General features: G+C 54.3%; 17 protein-coding genes. 3 read left to right on the top strand and 14 right to left on the bottom strand.

Annotated elements, in window-relative coordinates; translation table 11 throughout:
- The 10 genes from OGM59_03135 to OGM59_03090 form a co-directional block, all read right to left on the bottom strand.
- Positions 1-1233 (bottom strand): U32 family peptidase, encoded by a 1233-nt coding sequence (locus tag OGM59_03135; GenBank protein UYI91473.1) that lies wholly within the window; start codon positions 1231-1233, stop codon positions 1-3.
- On the bottom strand, positions 1230-2471 hold the full coding sequence (mltG, locus tag OGM59_03130; protein UYI91472.1) for an endolytic transglycosylase MltG: 1242 nt from the start codon (positions 2469-2471) through the stop codon (positions 1230-1232). Before mltG ends, OGM59_03135 begins: the two co-directional genes overlap by 4 nt.
- On the bottom strand, positions 2464-3045 hold the full coding sequence (locus OGM59_03125) for a 5-formyltetrahydrofolate cyclo-ligase (protein ID UYI91471.1): 582 nt from the start codon (positions 3043-3045) through the stop codon (positions 2464-2466). Before OGM59_03125 ends, mltG begins: the two co-directional genes overlap by 8 nt.
- Entirely contained in the window at positions 3036-3575 is a 540-nt protein-coding gene (locus tag OGM59_03120; protein UYI91470.1) for a DJ-1/PfpI family protein, read from the bottom strand. Before OGM59_03120 ends, OGM59_03125 begins: the two co-directional genes overlap by 10 nt.
- Before the next feature lie 16 nt (positions 3576-3591).
- Positions 3592-4266, bottom strand: coding sequence for a GNAT family N-acetyltransferase (locus OGM59_03115; GenBank protein UYI91469.1), 675 nt, complete (start codon positions 4264-4266; stop codon positions 3592-3594).
- Entirely contained in the window at positions 4250-5161 is a 912-nt protein-coding gene (locus OGM59_03110; protein UYI91468.1) for a phosphatidylglycerol lysyltransferase domain-containing protein, read from the bottom strand. The genes OGM59_03115 and OGM59_03110 overlap by 17 nt, the downstream gene beginning before the upstream one ends.
- Positions 5162-5168: 7 nt before the next feature.
- Positions 5169-5387 (bottom strand): DUF896 domain-containing protein, encoded by a 219-nt coding sequence (locus tag OGM59_03105; protein UYI91467.1) that lies wholly within the window; start codon positions 5385-5387, stop codon positions 5169-5171.
- On the bottom strand, positions 5387-6523 hold the full coding sequence (gene rpoD, locus OGM59_03100; GenBank protein UYI91466.1) for an RNA polymerase sigma factor RpoD: 1137 nt from the start codon (positions 6521-6523) through the stop codon (positions 5387-5389). Before rpoD ends, OGM59_03105 begins: the two co-directional genes overlap by 1 nt.
- Positions 6524-6569: 46 nt before the next feature.
- The gene (gene dnaG, locus OGM59_03095) at positions 6570-8267 is read right to left on the bottom strand and encodes a DNA primase (GenBank protein ID UYI91465.1); all 1698 of its coding nucleotides are present in this window, start codon (positions 8265-8267) and stop codon (positions 6570-6572) included.
- Positions 8268-8340: 73 nt separating this feature from the next.
- Positions 8341-9342 (bottom strand): deoxyguanosinetriphosphate triphosphohydrolase, encoded by a 1002-nt coding sequence (locus tag OGM59_03090; protein UYI91464.1) that lies wholly within the window; start codon positions 9340-9342, stop codon positions 8341-8343.
- Between the two features lie 133 nt (positions 9343-9475).
- Between OGM59_03090 and OGM59_03085 the strand changes: the two genes are divergently transcribed.
- On the top strand, positions 9476-10309 hold the full coding sequence (locus OGM59_03085) for a metallophosphoesterase (GenBank protein ID UYI91463.1): 834 nt from the start codon (positions 9476-9478) through the stop codon (positions 10307-10309).
- Between the two features lie 56 nt (positions 10310-10365).
- Here the strand turns inward: OGM59_03085 and ispE are convergent, their stop codons facing one another.
- From ispE to OGM59_03065, 4 genes are read right to left on the bottom strand one after another with little or no spacing between them, the layout of a single operon-like run.
- The gene (gene ispE, locus OGM59_03080; protein ID UYI91462.1) at positions 10366-11259 is read right to left on the bottom strand and encodes a 4-(cytidine 5'-diphospho)-2-C-methyl-D-erythritol kinase; all 894 of its coding nucleotides are present in this window, start codon (positions 11257-11259) and stop codon (positions 10366-10368) included.
- Positions 11249-12415 (bottom strand): aminotransferase class I/II-fold pyridoxal phosphate-dependent enzyme, encoded by a 1167-nt coding sequence (locus tag OGM59_03075; GenBank protein ID UYI91749.1) that lies wholly within the window; start codon positions 12413-12415, stop codon positions 11249-11251. Before OGM59_03075 ends, ispE begins: the two co-directional genes overlap by 11 nt.
- 17 nt (positions 12416-12432) lie before the next feature.
- A complete protein-coding gene (locus tag OGM59_03070) occupies positions 12433-12915 on the bottom strand; it encodes an Lrp/AsnC family transcriptional regulator (GenBank protein UYI91461.1) in 483 nt (160 codons plus the stop codon).
- 20 nt (positions 12916-12935) lie between these two features.
- Positions 12936-13745: a histidinol-phosphatase HisJ family protein gene (locus OGM59_03065; GenBank protein UYI91460.1), complete on the bottom strand. Its 810-nt coding sequence runs from the start codon at positions 13743-13745 to the stop codon at positions 12936-12938.
- A gap of 142 nt (positions 13746-13887) precedes the next feature.
- Between OGM59_03065 and OGM59_03060 the strand changes: the two genes are divergently transcribed.
- Together OGM59_03060 and OGM59_03055 are read left to right on the top strand one after the other, a co-directional pair.
- Positions 13888-14157, top strand: a complete 270-nt coding sequence (locus OGM59_03060; GenBank protein UYI91459.1) for an ACT domain-containing protein — start codon at positions 13888-13890, stop codon at positions 14155-14157.
- Between the two features lie 14 nt (positions 14158-14171).
- Positions 14172-15527 carry a PFL family protein gene (locus OGM59_03055; GenBank protein UYI91458.1) on the top strand — a complete coding sequence of 452 codons (1356 nt, stop codon included), beginning with the start codon at positions 14172-14174 and terminating at the stop codon, positions 15525-15527.
- The last annotated feature ends 39 nt before the right edge of the window (positions 15528-15566 follow it).

Below are 15566 nucleotides of genomic sequence, written 5' to 3'. Positions count from 1 at the left end.
TTAGTCCTCGTCCCGCTTGCGGCGCAAAATAGCATCCGGGGACACCGGGCGATCCACGGTAAAGGAATACACCTCCGTTGCCTTATTGGCTGCCTCCGTATGCGTGCCGTCTGCCTCTCGCACCAGGTCTCGAACAGTCAGGGTATAGGGCTTTTGCCCCGGTTCCAGCACCTCCAGGATATCGCCCTCAAAGAAGCGATTGCGCTGGTCCACGATCAACCGGTTCCCCTGCTGGTCTCGGTACAGGGCGCACACATCCCAGGTGCGCACATAGCCGCCGGTATTCAGCTCCTGCCCATTCTGCAGCGGACCGAAGTTAAAGCCGGTGGTATAAACCCGATGGCTCATTTTTTCCATCTCCGCCAGCACCCAGTCCGGCACACGGAAGTCCGGGGACGGGTGGGCAAAATAAGCGTCCAGCGCCTGACGATAAGCGTGGGTCACAACGGCGGTATAATAGGCACTTTTGGCGCGACCCTCAATCTTAAACGAGTCCACTCCTGCAGCCACCAGCTCCGGGATATGCTCGATCATACACAAATCCTTGGAATTGAAAATATATGTGCCGTTCTCCTCTTGATTGATGGGAAAATACTGCCCCGGGCGGGTCTCCTCCATCAAGTGGTACTTCCAGCGGCAGGGCTGGGCACAGTCACCACGGTTGGCATCTCGCCCCACCATATAATCCGAGAGAATGCACCGACCGCTAAAGCTCATACACATGGCACCGTGAACAAAGGCCTCAATTTCCAGCTCCGGAGGCGTATGGTCCCGGATCATCTTGATCTCATCCAGTGAAAGCTCTCTTGCGGTAACGATCCGCTTGGCGCCCATTTGGTAAAAGGCATTGGCCGCCGCATAATTGACGATCCCCGCCTGGGTGGAAATATGCACTTCCACCTCCGGTGCCGCCTGCTTGGCAATAGCAAGCACGCCCATATCCGCAATGATAAAGGCGTCTACCCCTGCCGCCCGGGCACTGCGGAGAAAGTCCGGCAGCGCATCCAGCTCATAGCTGCGGGGCAAGGTGTTGCAGGTCAAATACAGCTTTTTCCCGGCAGCGTGCACCAGCTTGCAAGCCGCTTGCAGCTGCGCCGGGTCAAAATTGGATGGGTTGGAGCGCATACCAAATTGGGTTCCGCCCACATACACCGCGTCTGCACCGAACTTAACTGCCAATTCCAGCCGTTCCATATCCCCTGCCGGGGACAGCAATTCCACCCGCTTCATCATGCAGCCAGATAGGGGGCGTAGGTCTGTACCTTCTGCTTAAACTCGGCATAGGTCTTGGCAGTGTACAGATTGCCCTTGGTGTCATGGAAGAAGTAATAATAACCGGTATCCGACGGATGGAGCGCCGCCTGAACGGCCGCTTTACCCGGGTTGCAAATAGGACCGGCAGGCAGCCCCACCACGGTAGAGGTGGTCTGCGTATTGTAATAATCCAGATAATAGTCCGCCGTGTGGGCACTGGTTGAGGACAAATTTGGCTTTACAAAGTTGGTAATATAGTCAGAGGTGGACTGACAGCCCAGGGATGGGAAGTTGGTTTTATCGCTCAGGCGATTATGAATGACAGAGGAGATAGTTTTCATCTGCTTCTCACTGCCGGCTTCCTTTTGAATAATGGAGGCAATGGTCATTACCTCATACATGGAATAGCCCAGCTTTTTGGCCTGGGCGCGATCTTTTTCGGAGATCTTGCTGTCGCCGTTAGACAGGAACTTCTTCACCACGCTGGAGGCGTTCTCCCCCACAAAAAACTCGTAGGTATCCGGGAACATAAAGCCCTCCAGACGGTAAGGCACATGCTCATTGGCCTTTAAGTCCGCCACCATAGAATAGGTAAATTCTGTGGAATCGATCACGGACAGCAGCGCCGTTTTGTCACACACATCGTTCTCTGTCAGTTTATTGACGATCTCCGGTACGGTCATACCCTCAGGAAAAATCAGGGTCACCGTCTCCGAAGTGGCAGAGGAGCCCTGCAAGGTCTGCAGCATACCCTCCAGGCCCATTTTTCCGTTTAAGTAATACACCCCTGCCGGGTACGGTCCGCCGATGGGATCGTTAAGCACCTTATCGTGCAAGGTGGCAAAAAACTTGCAAAAGCCCTTGCACTTGATCAGTCCCTGGTCCGCCAGCAGGTCAATGGCATCTGAAGCGGTCTTGACCTCCTCCTGCATAGACACAGTGACGGTGGACTTGGTCTTGGTGATGGCCAAAATGTCATTCATACAGAACACGGCGTACACAGACAGTGCCATGGACACCGCAATCACCACAATAAAGAACACATAAGTGGACTTTACGCCGTTGCCTTTTTTCGCCGGCTTGCGTTTTGTACCCACCGGCGTGGTGCGAGGGGTGCGCTCCTGCACACCGTTAGAGAAATAGTAGTCCCCTTTACCGCTGAGCTCCGAGGGATTAATACCGTTCTCCCGCTGATTCAAATCTCTGTTTTCATTCATACGCTGCTCCTTGCTCCACGGCGAACACCCAGTCCTCCGTAGCAATCTGCTGTACCGGCAGATCATAGTCCCCCACCGGCAGGCAGTCCTGCAAAAAATCATTATAGCAAAGTCCTAGGGTCACCCCACGGAATTTTGCCAAAAACCGGTCATAGTATCCCTTACCGTAGCCCAGCCGATACCCTTTGCCATCAAAGCAAAGACCCGGCACCAAGCACAGGGCCTGACCGTCTAAATCCATATTGTATTGGGGCGCGGCTAAAGACGGCTCCCTTACACCGAAGCTGCCGCTTTCCAGATCTTCCAGCGCCTGCACCCGATAAAAGGCCATTTGCCCGGCATCGTCAAGACAGCGGGGCAAATAAAGCGCCTTGCCCTCTGCCAGCGCACGGCGAAGAATGCCGTCCGTCTGTATCTCCTCCGGCAGGGCGGCATAGCCTAAAAGCACACTTGCCTGCCCATAGGCGCTGCTGTCCAGCACCCGGCGGGCAATGGCGGCGTCCGCCGCGGCTCTGTTTATCTTTTCCCGTCGCCGCTGCCGAAATGCGCGGCGCAGGTCACCCTTTACGGACATTGAATGGTCTTGCGCACGTTGGCTGCCATTTCACGACCCTCCAACTGGCACACAATCTCCAGCCCAAAGTCCACAGCCACACCGGCGCCCTTGGCGGTGATAAAGTCGCCGTCGCACACCACATGCTTTTTAGAAATGGTGGCGCCGGTCAGTTCCTGCTCAAAGCCGGGAAAACAAATGGCTTCCTTCTCATTAAGCAGACCCTTGTGGCCCAAAATAGACGGTGCGGCGCAAATGGCACAGATCAGCGTGTTGCGCTCTGCAGCCTTGTCAATGGCATCCTGCACCACCGGGCTTTTTTCCAAATTCTTCGTACCGGGCATACCGCCGGGCAGCACAATGGCGTCTACATTCTTGAAGCGAAAGGCCTTGTCGCTAATGTCGCAGGTAACGCTGACCCCGCAGGACGCAGTGATTACACTGCCGCCGATGCCAACGGTCATCACGCCGATTTTGGCCCGGCGTAGCATATCCACCGGCGCCAACGCCTCGATCAGTTCAAATCCGTCCGCTAAAAAGACATAAACCATAGTTATGTAACCTCCGTTAATCCATATACAGGCCAAAGTAGCCCGGTGGCAACGCCCGGCGGCTCCACAGCATACCCACCGGCTCGGCAGTCAGCACATTGCCACTCTTTTGGATATATTCGCAAATCCGACCGTCCCGCACCGCGGCGATCCCATCGTCTTTACAATAGAAGCTGCCATCCAGCAGCACATTTTCCCGATACAGGTAGTCGCTATCTACCAGTTCCACCGCAGGCGTCGGTGTCCAGGCACGGCGGCGGTCAAAATACACCTGTTCCCCCGCCGTTTGCCAGCTGTCGTCTAACTGTGCCGGCATGGCGGTACCAAACAGCAGGGACTGAAAACCGAATTTGGCATACACATCGAAAAGATACGCCTCTGCCGGCACCAAACATAGAAAATCATAATCCAATGCCTGGGAATAGTCAATACATTTTTGCATAAAGCCCTGTTTTCTGTAATCCGGGTGGGTGGCTACCGCATACACATAAGCCCCCTGCTGTCCGTTATAGGTACAGTCCAGCAAAAACAGCATAGACACCAGCCGCTCCCCCACAAAGGCACCTACGCAGCGTTTGTGGCGGCAGTTGTCCAAAAAGAAGCGGATATACGCTTCATCGTCCCCAAACACCCGGTGCCAAAGATCAACGATCTGTGTGGCATCTTCCGTAAATTCAATTTTCGTCAACATAGGTGGCCACGCACTTCTCTAAGAATATCTCCGGGTGATAGGACTGCTTGGCCTTGCGCAAGCCCTCCAATCCTAAATCTTCTTCCCGATTCACATAGGTATAGCCACTTAGGCACTGCTGCGTGAATACCTGATTGATGATGGGGAACGCCCCGCGCATATCTGCCGGTGCCTTTTCAAAATGGGTCACAAAGCATTCCTTACTGTGAGGCTCACCCATGGTGTAGGCGATCACCTTGCCGCCCACCCGGATCAGTCCGCCTACAAAGCCCAACGCCTTGTAATTGTCAAAGGCGGAGAGCACCGCTTCAAACTCCAGGGAAAACTCGGCGTCCTCTTCTTTTTGTTCCGTTTGGTCTTTCTCGTCAATCCAGCTGGTATGCAGGGCAATGCACTCCCCCACATTCTCCGGGGTGAGCACTTCAAACTGCCAGTCCGGATACGCCTTCATAAAGTAGGTAATGTGCCCCCGCTTGCCGTGATACTTCTTGCCGGACAAATTGGCCATTTTCTCTACACTGTAAATATAATCGTTATAATCGTCGGAATAGGTGTAGTTGAATTTTCCCGGGAAATCCGCCTCCAGCAATTCTTTATAGCTGGCGGTCACACCCAGCAGGCGTAAAGTGACGCCATTTTCTGCCGCGTCCTGCTGTAACACCCGCACCGCATCGGCAAAATCGCCGGTGCCCACCGGGGGCGAATACGCAATGTCTGCCCCTCTGCCGTAACGGATCAGCAAAAAGTCCTTATAATGGCAAATGCGGGTCACATACGCCGTGCGCCAAACGAAAATGTTGCCAAATGTATACTCGCAGTTCATACTGTGGGCGTGGGACAGGCATTGATCCACCCAGGGCTTGTCCGTAATTTTCGGTTCCTTGAAATCAAGCATAAATGCGTTAATCTCCTTTGTTCTCGTTGCGTTGCAGCTTGTGCTTTTCACCGTTCGGCTCCACTACATAGGTGTTATCCAGTTGGCTGACCAAACTACGCTTAAACGAGTCAATGTAGCGACGGCGCAAAGCGCCTTGTTCTTCCTTTTCCGCCGGGGTCAGACCCTCCGGCGTTTTGGCCTTACGGGCCAGCGCGTTAATGCGCGCGATTTCTTCCGGTTTCATCAGTCCAAAAAGTCCTTTAATTTCTTACTTCTGCTGGGGTGGCGCAGCTTGCGCAGTGCCTTGGCCTCAATCTGGCGAATACGCTCACGGGTCACATTAAATTCCTTACCCACTTCCTCCAAGGTCTTGGGGTTTCCGTCCTCCAAGCCAAAGCGCAGACTCAGCACCTTTTCCTCTCTGGGGGTCAGGGTCTTAAGCACATCGGCCAGTTGTTCCTTGAGCAGGCTCATAGAGGCAGCGTCTGCCGGGGCCAGCGCGTCATCGTCCGGGATAAAGTCGCCCAAATGGCTATCCTCCTCTTCACCGATGGGGGTCTCCAAAGATACCGGCTCCTGGGCCACACGCATAATCTCACGCACCTTATCTACCGGCATCTCCAAATACTCGGAAATCTCGTCCGCCGTAGGCTCACGGCCGTTTTGGTGCAGCAGTTGGCTGTTGGCTTTCTTTACCTTATTGATGGTCTCCACCATGTGCACGGGAATACGGATGGTACGGGCCTGGTCCGCAATCGCGCGGGTAATCGCCTGGCGGATCCACCAGGTAGCATAGGTGGAGAACTTAAAGCCCTTGGTGTAGTCAAACTTGTCCACTGCTTTGATTAAGCCCAGGTTGCCCTCCTGGATCAGATCCAAGAACTGCATACCGCGACCCACATAGCGTTTGGCAATGCTCACCACCAAGCGCAGATTGGCCTCTGCCAGTCGCTTCTTGGCCTTTTCGTCATTATCCGCAATGCGGATTGCCAGCTCAATCTCCTCCTCCGGGGTTAGCAGCGGCACCCGGCCGATCTCTTTCAAATACACCTTGACCGGATCGTCCATGGCCGCGTTATCGTTAGTGGCTACCGTCTCCGCAGCGTCCGTCTCCTTGGGCAGATCCACTTCCAGCGGAATACCGTCCAGCGCCTCGGCAGAAAAGTCGTCTACAATGCTGATGTTGGCCGAGTCAATCATCTCGTTCAGTTTTTCCAGCTCGTCCACATCCAGGTCAAGCTCCACAATTACATTGTCGATCTCTTGTGCGGACAGGTGGCCGGACTGCTTGCCCCGCTCCACCAGCTTCTTAAAGGCAGCGTTTTTCTTTTCTTCGCTCACCTGCTGCTGGGCAGGCAAATGCAATTCGTTGTTGCTCATAGTCTGAATCCTCATTTCATCGTATTTCTATATGTAAACCCATGGTTTATGAATGATGGCGAAACAGGTCACGAAAGGCCTGGTCGTCCAGTTCTGCCGCGCTCTCCTGCTTTTTTTGCTGCTCAGCACGAATGGTTTGCAGGCAGTCGGAAAATTCCTGCTTGGCGTCCGCTGACTCACCGCCACGGGCAATAATACCGGACAGGCGACCCATCTCGTCGTCCGTCAACCGGTCCCGCAGGTCCATCAGCTCCGTACCGTCACCATTCTCCAGCCGTTGCAAGATCAGCGTAAACACCCGTTGGGCAAAGCCGGGGGTCAGCCACTGAGGGTCAAAGTCCTTGCACAGGCGGCTGCAATCCGGATAGCGCAGCAGCAAGCTGATCAACCGATCCTCCGCCCGCAGCTTACGCAGGGAGGCGTCTGTGGCCATCGTTTCCCGAGCGGTCTTTCGCATATTCTCCTGCACAATACGGTTGAATTCCCGTTTTTCTCTTCTGTTGCCTTGACGGGCAACCAGGTCTTGCAGCTGCACCTTCATATTCTGCCGCTCCACACCCAGTTCCTCCGACAGGCGGGATACATACAAATCCTGCTCCACCGGCGGCAAAGTTGATAGGATTTGCAGTGCGCCGCCGATAAAGTCGATCTTGCCCTGGGTAGTGGCCAAATTGTATTGACGGCGCAGGGCCAGCAGGCGAAACTCTGTTTCGTTAGACGCGCCCTCCAGCATACCCTTAAACTTGTCCCGACCGTAGGTACGAATAATTTCGTCCGGATCCTTGCCGCCCACCAGCGCGGGAATGCGCACTTTCACATCTGTTTGGTCAAACAGGGTCATGGCCTTTTGCAGTGCCTTTTGCCCCGCCTCGTCTGCATCGTAGGTTAGGATCACTTCCTTGGCGTAGCGGCTGATCAGCCGCACCTGCTCCGTAGTCAGCGCCGTACCGCAACCGGCCACCGCATTGGTAAACCCGGCCTGGTGCATGGCAATCACATCCATATAGCCCTCGCACAAAATCAGCGCGTCCTCTTTACTGTCTTTGGCAAAGTTCAGGGCAAACAGCTCGTTGGTCTTTTTGTATACCAGCGTGTCGCCGGTGTTGATATACTTGGGCTTGCTGTCATCCAGCACGCGACCGCCAAAGGCGATCACATTGCCCCGCACATCAATAATGGGGGTCATGACCCGGTTGCGGAAGTTGTCATAATACCCTTTTTGCCCTTTTCGGGCCAACCCGGCGTCCACCAGTTCTGCCGGTTGGTAGCCCTTGGTGCGCATATGCTTGAGCAATGCGTCCCACTGATTGGGGGCAAAGCCCAAACCAAAATGATTGATCGTGGCGGCGCTCAGTGCACGACCGATATAATAATCATAGCCCACCTTGCCCTCCGGGGACAGCAGCACGCTATGATAAAAGCGAGCGGCCTCTCGGTTCATCTCCAAGATCCGGCGACGCCGTTTGGACAGGGAGTCGTCAAAGCCCTCCTGGGGCATTTGCAGCCCTGCCCGCTGGGCCAGGGTCTTAACTGCGTCCAAATAGTCTAAATTCTCAATCTTTTTTAAGAAGGTGATGGCGTCCCCACCGGCACCGCAGCCAAAGCAGTAAAAGGACTGCGTGGCCGGGTACACGGTAAAGGACGGCGTTTTCTCATTATGAAAGGGGCACAAACCCACCAGAGTGGCGCCACGCCGCTTTAAGGTCACATAAGTGGAGATCACATCTTCTATATCCGTTTTCATTTTTAGTTCCTGCAAAAAACTATCGCTCAAAGCCACGATCTCTCACCTCTTTCTGTCTATACTATAATGACCCTTACTCATGCCAAAACATAGGCACAAACAGGTGGTTAAACACTTTCAGTGCATACGTATCGCTCATACCGGCTATGTAGTCGCACACGGCACGCTCGTCACCGTCCTCACCGGCAATGCGCACATATTCCTCCGGCATTTCCTCCACATGGTCAATGTAGTAGCCATAAATTTTCGTCAGCATATCCACGGCTTTACGCTCCTCGCCCTTGCACACCGGGTTGGTATATACGGCGGTAAACATAAAGTCGTGCAGATCGCAAAACAACTCGTAAGTGTCCGAGCTCATACGAATCTTGTCCGTACTGTTCTCGATCACATCAAGCACCATGTGGTTGATGCGCTGGGATTTAGTCATACCCAATGCCATACGCAGTTCCAGCGGAATATCCTCCTCCGCCATAACACCGGCACGGCAGGCGTCGTCAATATCATGATTGATGTAGGCGATTTTATCCGCAATGCGAATGATCTGCCCCTCCAAAGTGTAGGCCTCCTCTCCCTTGGTGTGGCAGAGAATGCCGTTTTTCACTTCATCGGTCAGGTTCAGCCCGGCGCCGTTTTTCTCGATCTTCTCCACCGTGCGCACGCTCTGGGCATAGTGGGTAAAGCCGCAGGAGCACAAGCTGTTCAGCGCCCGCTCCCCGGCGTGACCAAAGGGGGTGTGCCCCAGATCGTGCCCCAGGGCAATGGCCTCGGTGAGATCCTCATTCAGCTGCAACGCCCGGGCAATGGTGCGAGCGATTTGCGCCACCTCTAAGGTGTGGGTCAGGCGGGTGCGGTAGTGATCACCGCTGGGCGCCAGAAACACCTGGGTCTTGTGCTTGAGCCGCCGAAAGGAACGGCAATGAATGATCCGGTCCCGGTCACGCTGAAAACAGGTGCGGATCTCGCACGCCGGCTCCGGTCGCAAACGGCCGCGGCTCTCTGCCGCCAAGCAGGCTTTTGGCGACAATATGCGTCTTTCATTTTCTTCCGATCGCAAACGAATTGCACTGTCCATAACGCCACTCCTATCCAATAGTCTATATTTTATACGCAAAAAGAGAAAAAATCCCTTTATTTTATAAATTCAATTTGTTTCTTGACGAAAGCTAAGAAAAAAGGTATGCTGTTGATGAAATGAGTGATGAAAAATGTATTGGATTCTTCCCGTAATCCTTGCCGCGGTGGTGCTGTTTCTGGTCTTTGCCTATAACCAGAACAACCGCCCGGATATAACCGCATACGATATGTCGGCTCCCGGTGCGCCACCCTGTACGGTGGTGCACCTGTCAGATCTGCATTCCAAGCCCTCCGCTCGTATTTTAAACGAAACAGCCGCCCAAAAACCGGACATCATCTGCATTACCGGCGATTATATCAACGACAAAAATCGAAATCGCCAAAAAATGCTGGACTACGGACGGCAGCTGGTGCAGCTGGCGCCGGTGCTGTACATTCCCGGCAATCACGAGCGACGGCTGGCGGATTTTGATACTTTGATGCATGAACTGTCCGCCATCGGCTTTCATGTGCTGACGGATAAGATCGAAACGGTCAAGGGCATTACCTTCCTGGGGCTGGACGAAAATCAGGCCAGCTTTGAGGCCTATCGCCAGCGCAAGGCAGGCACTTTTCACTACCGGGACTCCTCTGCCCTGTTTGCCCGGCTGGCAGAACACCCGGGCTATAAGATCGTGCTGTGCCATTATCCGGAGAACTTCGCCGCCGTGGCAGAAAACAATTACCGGCAGTATGACTTTGACCTGCAACTGTCCGGCCACGCCCACGGCGGGCAATGGATCCTCCCGGGGATCGGGCCGGTGTTCTCCCCCGGTCAGGGTCTGCGCCCACAGTACGCCCGGGGCAGCTTTGGAGAGCGGCCGCGACTGATTGTCTCCCGCGGAATCGGCAACGCCGAGTTCCCCCTGCGGCTCTTTAACCACCCGGAGATCATCGTGCTGCACTTAAATCCAACAAGAGAATAGCCCTGCAAAAGCGACGCAAAGGTCACCGCATATACGGTGACCTTTTTATCGTTCTATCAAGCCTCTATGACATCTACAATTTTGCAGCCTTGCCGCACCGGCTTGGTGACGGCTATATCCTTGGCAAAAGGTGCCAAATCTTGTGCCGCTGCCAGGGCCTGTGCTTTGTCAGTGAAAATGCCAAAAAGGGTTGGCCCGCTGCCACTCATACAAACACCTGCTGCACCGGCTGCACGAAGCACTTCTTTCATCTCAATACGACCGGGCACCTCCACAAACTGCTCAAACACATTTTCCAGCTTGCCGCAAATGGCAGGCAGATCCCGATTCTGCACCGCAGTGAGCATACCCAGCTGGTCCGCATTATGGGTCTTGCCATTGGTGTCAAACAAACCGTAGGCCTTGCCGGTATTCACGCCAAAGTCCGGCTTTGCCAGTACAATATGACAAGACGGCATAGGCTTTAAGGGACTGAGCACCTCGCCAATTCCCTGTGCAAGGCAAGTGCCGCCTACAATGCAAAAGGGCACATCCGCACCGATCTGCACGCCCATGGCGCACAGCTGGTCCGTAGATAAATCCGTGCCCATCAGCCGGTTCAGAGCTACCAGCACCGCCGCACCGTCTGCACTGCCGCCGGCCAGACCCGCTGCGTGGGGAATGTGCTTCTCCAAGTGAATATGCAGTCCCGGACAGCGCAGCCCGGTGGTCTTAAAGAACAAAGCGGCCGCTTTCCATGCAATATTTTTATCGTCCAGGGGAATATCATCCATACTGGCAGTCAGCCGCAGCTTGCGCCCCGGCTCACGCTCCACAGTCACCCGATCGGCCACGCCCACGCTCTGCATAATCATAAACAGATCATGGTAGCCGTCGGTGCGGCGACGGATAATATCCAGCATTAAGTTGATCTTGGCATACGCCAGCACTTCTACGCGTTTAACGGTCATGCTCGTCCTCTAATTCTTTCACAAATTCACCGATACGGGTGACAGCCTCTTTAATGTTCTCAATAGAATAGCAGTAAGACACGCGGATAAAGCCCTCGCCGCAGTCGCCAAAGGCGTTGCCGGGCACCACAGCCACCCGCTTGGAATAAATGAGCCGCTCGCAAAATTCCTCGGAGCTAAGGCCGGTGGATTGAATGCAAGGGAACAAATAAAACGCTCCCTCCGGCTCAAAACAGGGCAGCCCGATCTCACGAAATGCGTGCACGGTAAAGCGGCGGCGCATATCATAATCCCGGCGCATTTTATCAATGTCCCCGTCCCCATGGCGCAGGGCCTCAATGGCAGCCGTTTGACTGGTGGTGGGGGCGGACATAATGGCAAACTGGTGCAGCTTGGTCATCTGCTGAATAATAGGTGCAGGCCCCAGTGCATAACCCAGGCGCCAGCCGGTCATGGAATAGGTCTTGGAAAAACCGTTGATAACCACCGTGCGCTCTGCCATGCCGGGCATGGCAGCAATGGAGGTGTGGTCCGCACCGCCGTAGGTCAGCTCGCTGTAAATCTCATCGGACAGCACATAAATCTTGTGCTTTTGCAGCACTCGACAAATTGGCTCCAAGTCCTCCCGGCGCATCACCGCACCGGTGGGATTGTTGGGGTATGGGAACACCAGCAGCTTGGTCTTAGGCGTAATAGCGGCTTCCAGTGCGGCAGCCGTCAGACGGAAGCGGTCTTCTTCCTTCGTTACCAGCGGCACAGCCACACCGCCGCTAACCTCTACCAGCGGTTTGTAGCACACAAAGGACGGCTCCACCACCAGCACCTCATCACCGGGGCACACCAATGTGCGGATGGCCATATCAATGCCTTCGGAGCCGCCAACTGTCACCAGTACCTGATTTTCAGCCCTGTACTGCAAATGATACCGGCGGGCATAGAAGGCACAGATCTCCTGCCGCAGGGACAGCAGCCCGGCGTTGGCAGTGTAGCGGGTAGCGCCCCGGTCTAAGGAGTCGATCCCCTCTCGGCGGATATGCCAGGGGGTCAAAAAGTCCGGCTCGCCCACGCCAAGGGAAATCACGTTATCCATCTCTTCCGCAATGGAAAAGAACTTGCGGATACCGCTGGGCTTTACATTGCAAAGAGCGGGATTCATATCATTTTCATATTGGATCACAGAGAAATATTCCCCCGATCGTCCGTATTCTTCTGTGCAAAGAGCATGCCCTGCTCTTTATACTTCTTTAGGATAAAGTGGGTGGCGGTAGACACCACATCTTCCATGGGCGACAGGCGGCTGGCAACGAACATGGACACCTCCTGGAAGGACTTGTCCGTCACCAGGCAGCACAGGTCATACCCACCGCTCATCAGGAAAATGCTCTCCACTTCTTCCAGCGCCGCAATGCGCCGGGCAATATCGTCAAAGCCGTGACCGAACTTGGGCTGCACTTTGATCTCGATCAGTGCAGTCACCGTTTCGTCCCCGGCTTTCTCCTTATCCAAAATGGCGCAATAGCCTTTGATCACGCCGTCCGCTTCATATTGGCGCACCTGCTGTGCCACCTGCGCTTCGTCCCGATCCAGCGCCGCCGCCAACTCTGCATTGGTCAGGCGAGGATTCTCTTTGATTAAACTTAACAGTTCATCCATCATATCGTTTTCTCTCCTTGTGTTTACGCAATGGGCACCAGCATAGGCTCCCTGCGGTTAAAGATGGTCACATAGTCAAACCCGCACTTCTTGGCCAGCGCCATACCCTTGTCCACATTGCCGCACAGCTTTTCCGGCACATGGGCGTCCGACCCAACGGTAATATACTGCCCGCCCATATCGTGAAAGCGCTGTATGTACGCTTCCCCGGGCAAGGTGTCGCCTAGAGGCATGGCGATGCCGCTGGTGTTGATTTCTAAGGCTTTATGGTTCTTAATAAGCGTTTCAAAGATCTCGCCGATCACATCGTCGAACCGGGTCATATCCACCGGGATCTTCTGCTCCCCAACCATATACCGCAGTGGGTAGGTCAGGTGCGCCAGCGAGTCAAAGCCGTCCCATTTTGCCAACTCCAGTTCCTTTTGAAAATACCGGCTCAGCAGGTCATAAACATCTTTATCCTTATAATCCATAAAAAAGAAGTCTTCCATCTCCGGCAGATTATGGATGGAGCCAAGCACAAAATCATAATTAAACTTATCCAGAATATGATTTGCCAGCGGGATATTATAAATGGCCTGGCCCAGCTCAATCCCCTGGAGCACCAGCAGTTGACCCTCAAAGTACCGCTTGCACTCAAAGGTCTCTACATACTGATTGGTACACAGCGCGCGAAAGTCCTCGGTCTTTGAGTCAATCTCGCAGTGATCGGTAATGGCAATACAGGACGCGCCCTTGGCCACCGCCGTCTCGCACAGCAGCATACAGGACTGTTTGCCGTCAAAGGAATGATCTGAGTGGGTGTGCAGGTCTACCAAATTTTCGTAATGCACAATTTCATCTCCAATCCGCTTGTTGCACAGTATTTTACCACAATCGGCGGAAGTTGAAAATATATTTTGCGCTTTTATTGAAAAAATTTTACATCTTTGTTATAATCATTAGAAAATAAAAGACAAAACGGAGGTCTTGATAATGAGAGCAGTCATCACAGTTGTAGGTAAAGATACCGTGGGCATTCTTGCCAAGGTGTCTGCCATCTGTGCCGAACACCAGGTGAATATTGTAGAAGTGACCCAGTCCATCTTGCAGGATATGTTCTGCATGATCATGATGGCGGACCTGACCCGTTGCAACACTTCTCTCTCCGCCCTGTCCGGCGAATTGGAGGACTTTGGCAAAGAAAGCAATCTTTCTATCCATGTGATGCATGAGGATATTTTTAACTCCATGCACAAGATTTAACAGGAGGCACTCCATTGATCAATACTTACGATATTTTAGAAACCATTCGTATGATCCAGGACGAGTGCCTGGACATTCGTACCACCACCATGGGCATTTCCCTTTTAGACTGTGCCGATACGGATATTGACAAGGCTTGCGCCAAGGTGTATGACAAAATTTGCACTAAGGCGGAGAAGCTGGTCCAGACCGGCGAGGACATTGAGCGGGAATACGGTATTCCTATTATCAACAAGCGAGTCAGCGTGACCCCCATTGCCATTATGGCAGGCATCAGCGGCGGCGACCCGGTAAAGTACGCCCTGGCGCTGGAAAAAGCAGCCCGCACCATCGGGGTGAACTTTATCGGCGGTTACAGTGCCCTGGTACAAAAGGGATTTGCCGCCGGCGACCGGGAACTGATTGACTCCATCCCCCGCGCGCTGGCAGAGACGGAGCACATTTGCTCCTCCGTAAACATCGGTTCCACCAAAGCCGGTATCAATATGGACGCGGTAAAGCTGATGGGCCAAAAGGTCAAGGAAGCCGCAGAGTTGACCAAAGAGAACGACTGCATCGGCGCCGGCAAGCTGGTTGTGTTTTGCAACGCCCCGGAGGATAACCCCTTTATGGCCGGTGCCTTTCACGGTGTGTCCGAGCCGGACTGCGTGATCAATGTGGGCGTGTCCGGCCCCGGCGTGGTGCGCGCGGCCGTTGCCAAGTTCCCGGACTACTCCATTAACGATATTGCAGAGCTGATTAAAAAGACCGCCTTTAAAGTCACCCGTATGGGTCAGCTGGTAGGCGTAGAGGCCTCTCGGCGGCTGGGCGTGCCCTTTGGCATTGTGGACCTGTCCCTGGCCCCCACCCCAGCGGTAGGCGACTCCGTGGCCCATATTTTGGAAGAGATTGGCCTGGAAAAGTGCGGCGGCGCAGGCACCACAGCTTGCCTGGCTATGCTCAACGATGCTGTCAAGAAAGGCGGCGTGATGGCCTCCTCCAGCGTAGGCGGCCTGTCCGGCGCCTTTATCCCGGTATCTGAGGACGCAGGTATGATCGACGCAGCCCGCTGTGGCGCGCTGACCATTGAGAAGCTGGAAGCCATGACCGCTGTTTGCTCCGTGGGTCTGGATATGATCGTCATTCCCGGCGACACCACGCCGGAGGTGATCAGCGGCATTATCGCCGACGAGGCCGCCATCGGTATGGTCAACTGCAAGACCACCGCCGTGCGCGTGATTCCCGCCATCGGCAAGCAGGTAGGCGACGAGCTGGAGTTCGGCGGCCTGCTGGGCGCCGGCCCTGTCATGAAAGTGAACACCGGCTCCCCTGCCAAGTTCATCAACCGCGGCGGCAAGATCCCTGCACCGCTCCATAGCCTGAAAAACTAACAAGTATATATCAAAAGGCACAGCATTACGCTGTGCCTT

Source organism: Oscillospiraceae bacterium, from assembly GCA_025757685.1.
Lineage (GTDB): Bacteria > Bacillota > Clostridia > Oscillospirales > Acutalibacteraceae > CAG-217.
The sequence above is the reverse complement of the archived record's forward strand: the minus strand, read 5'-3'. Positions and strand labels throughout refer to the sequence as shown.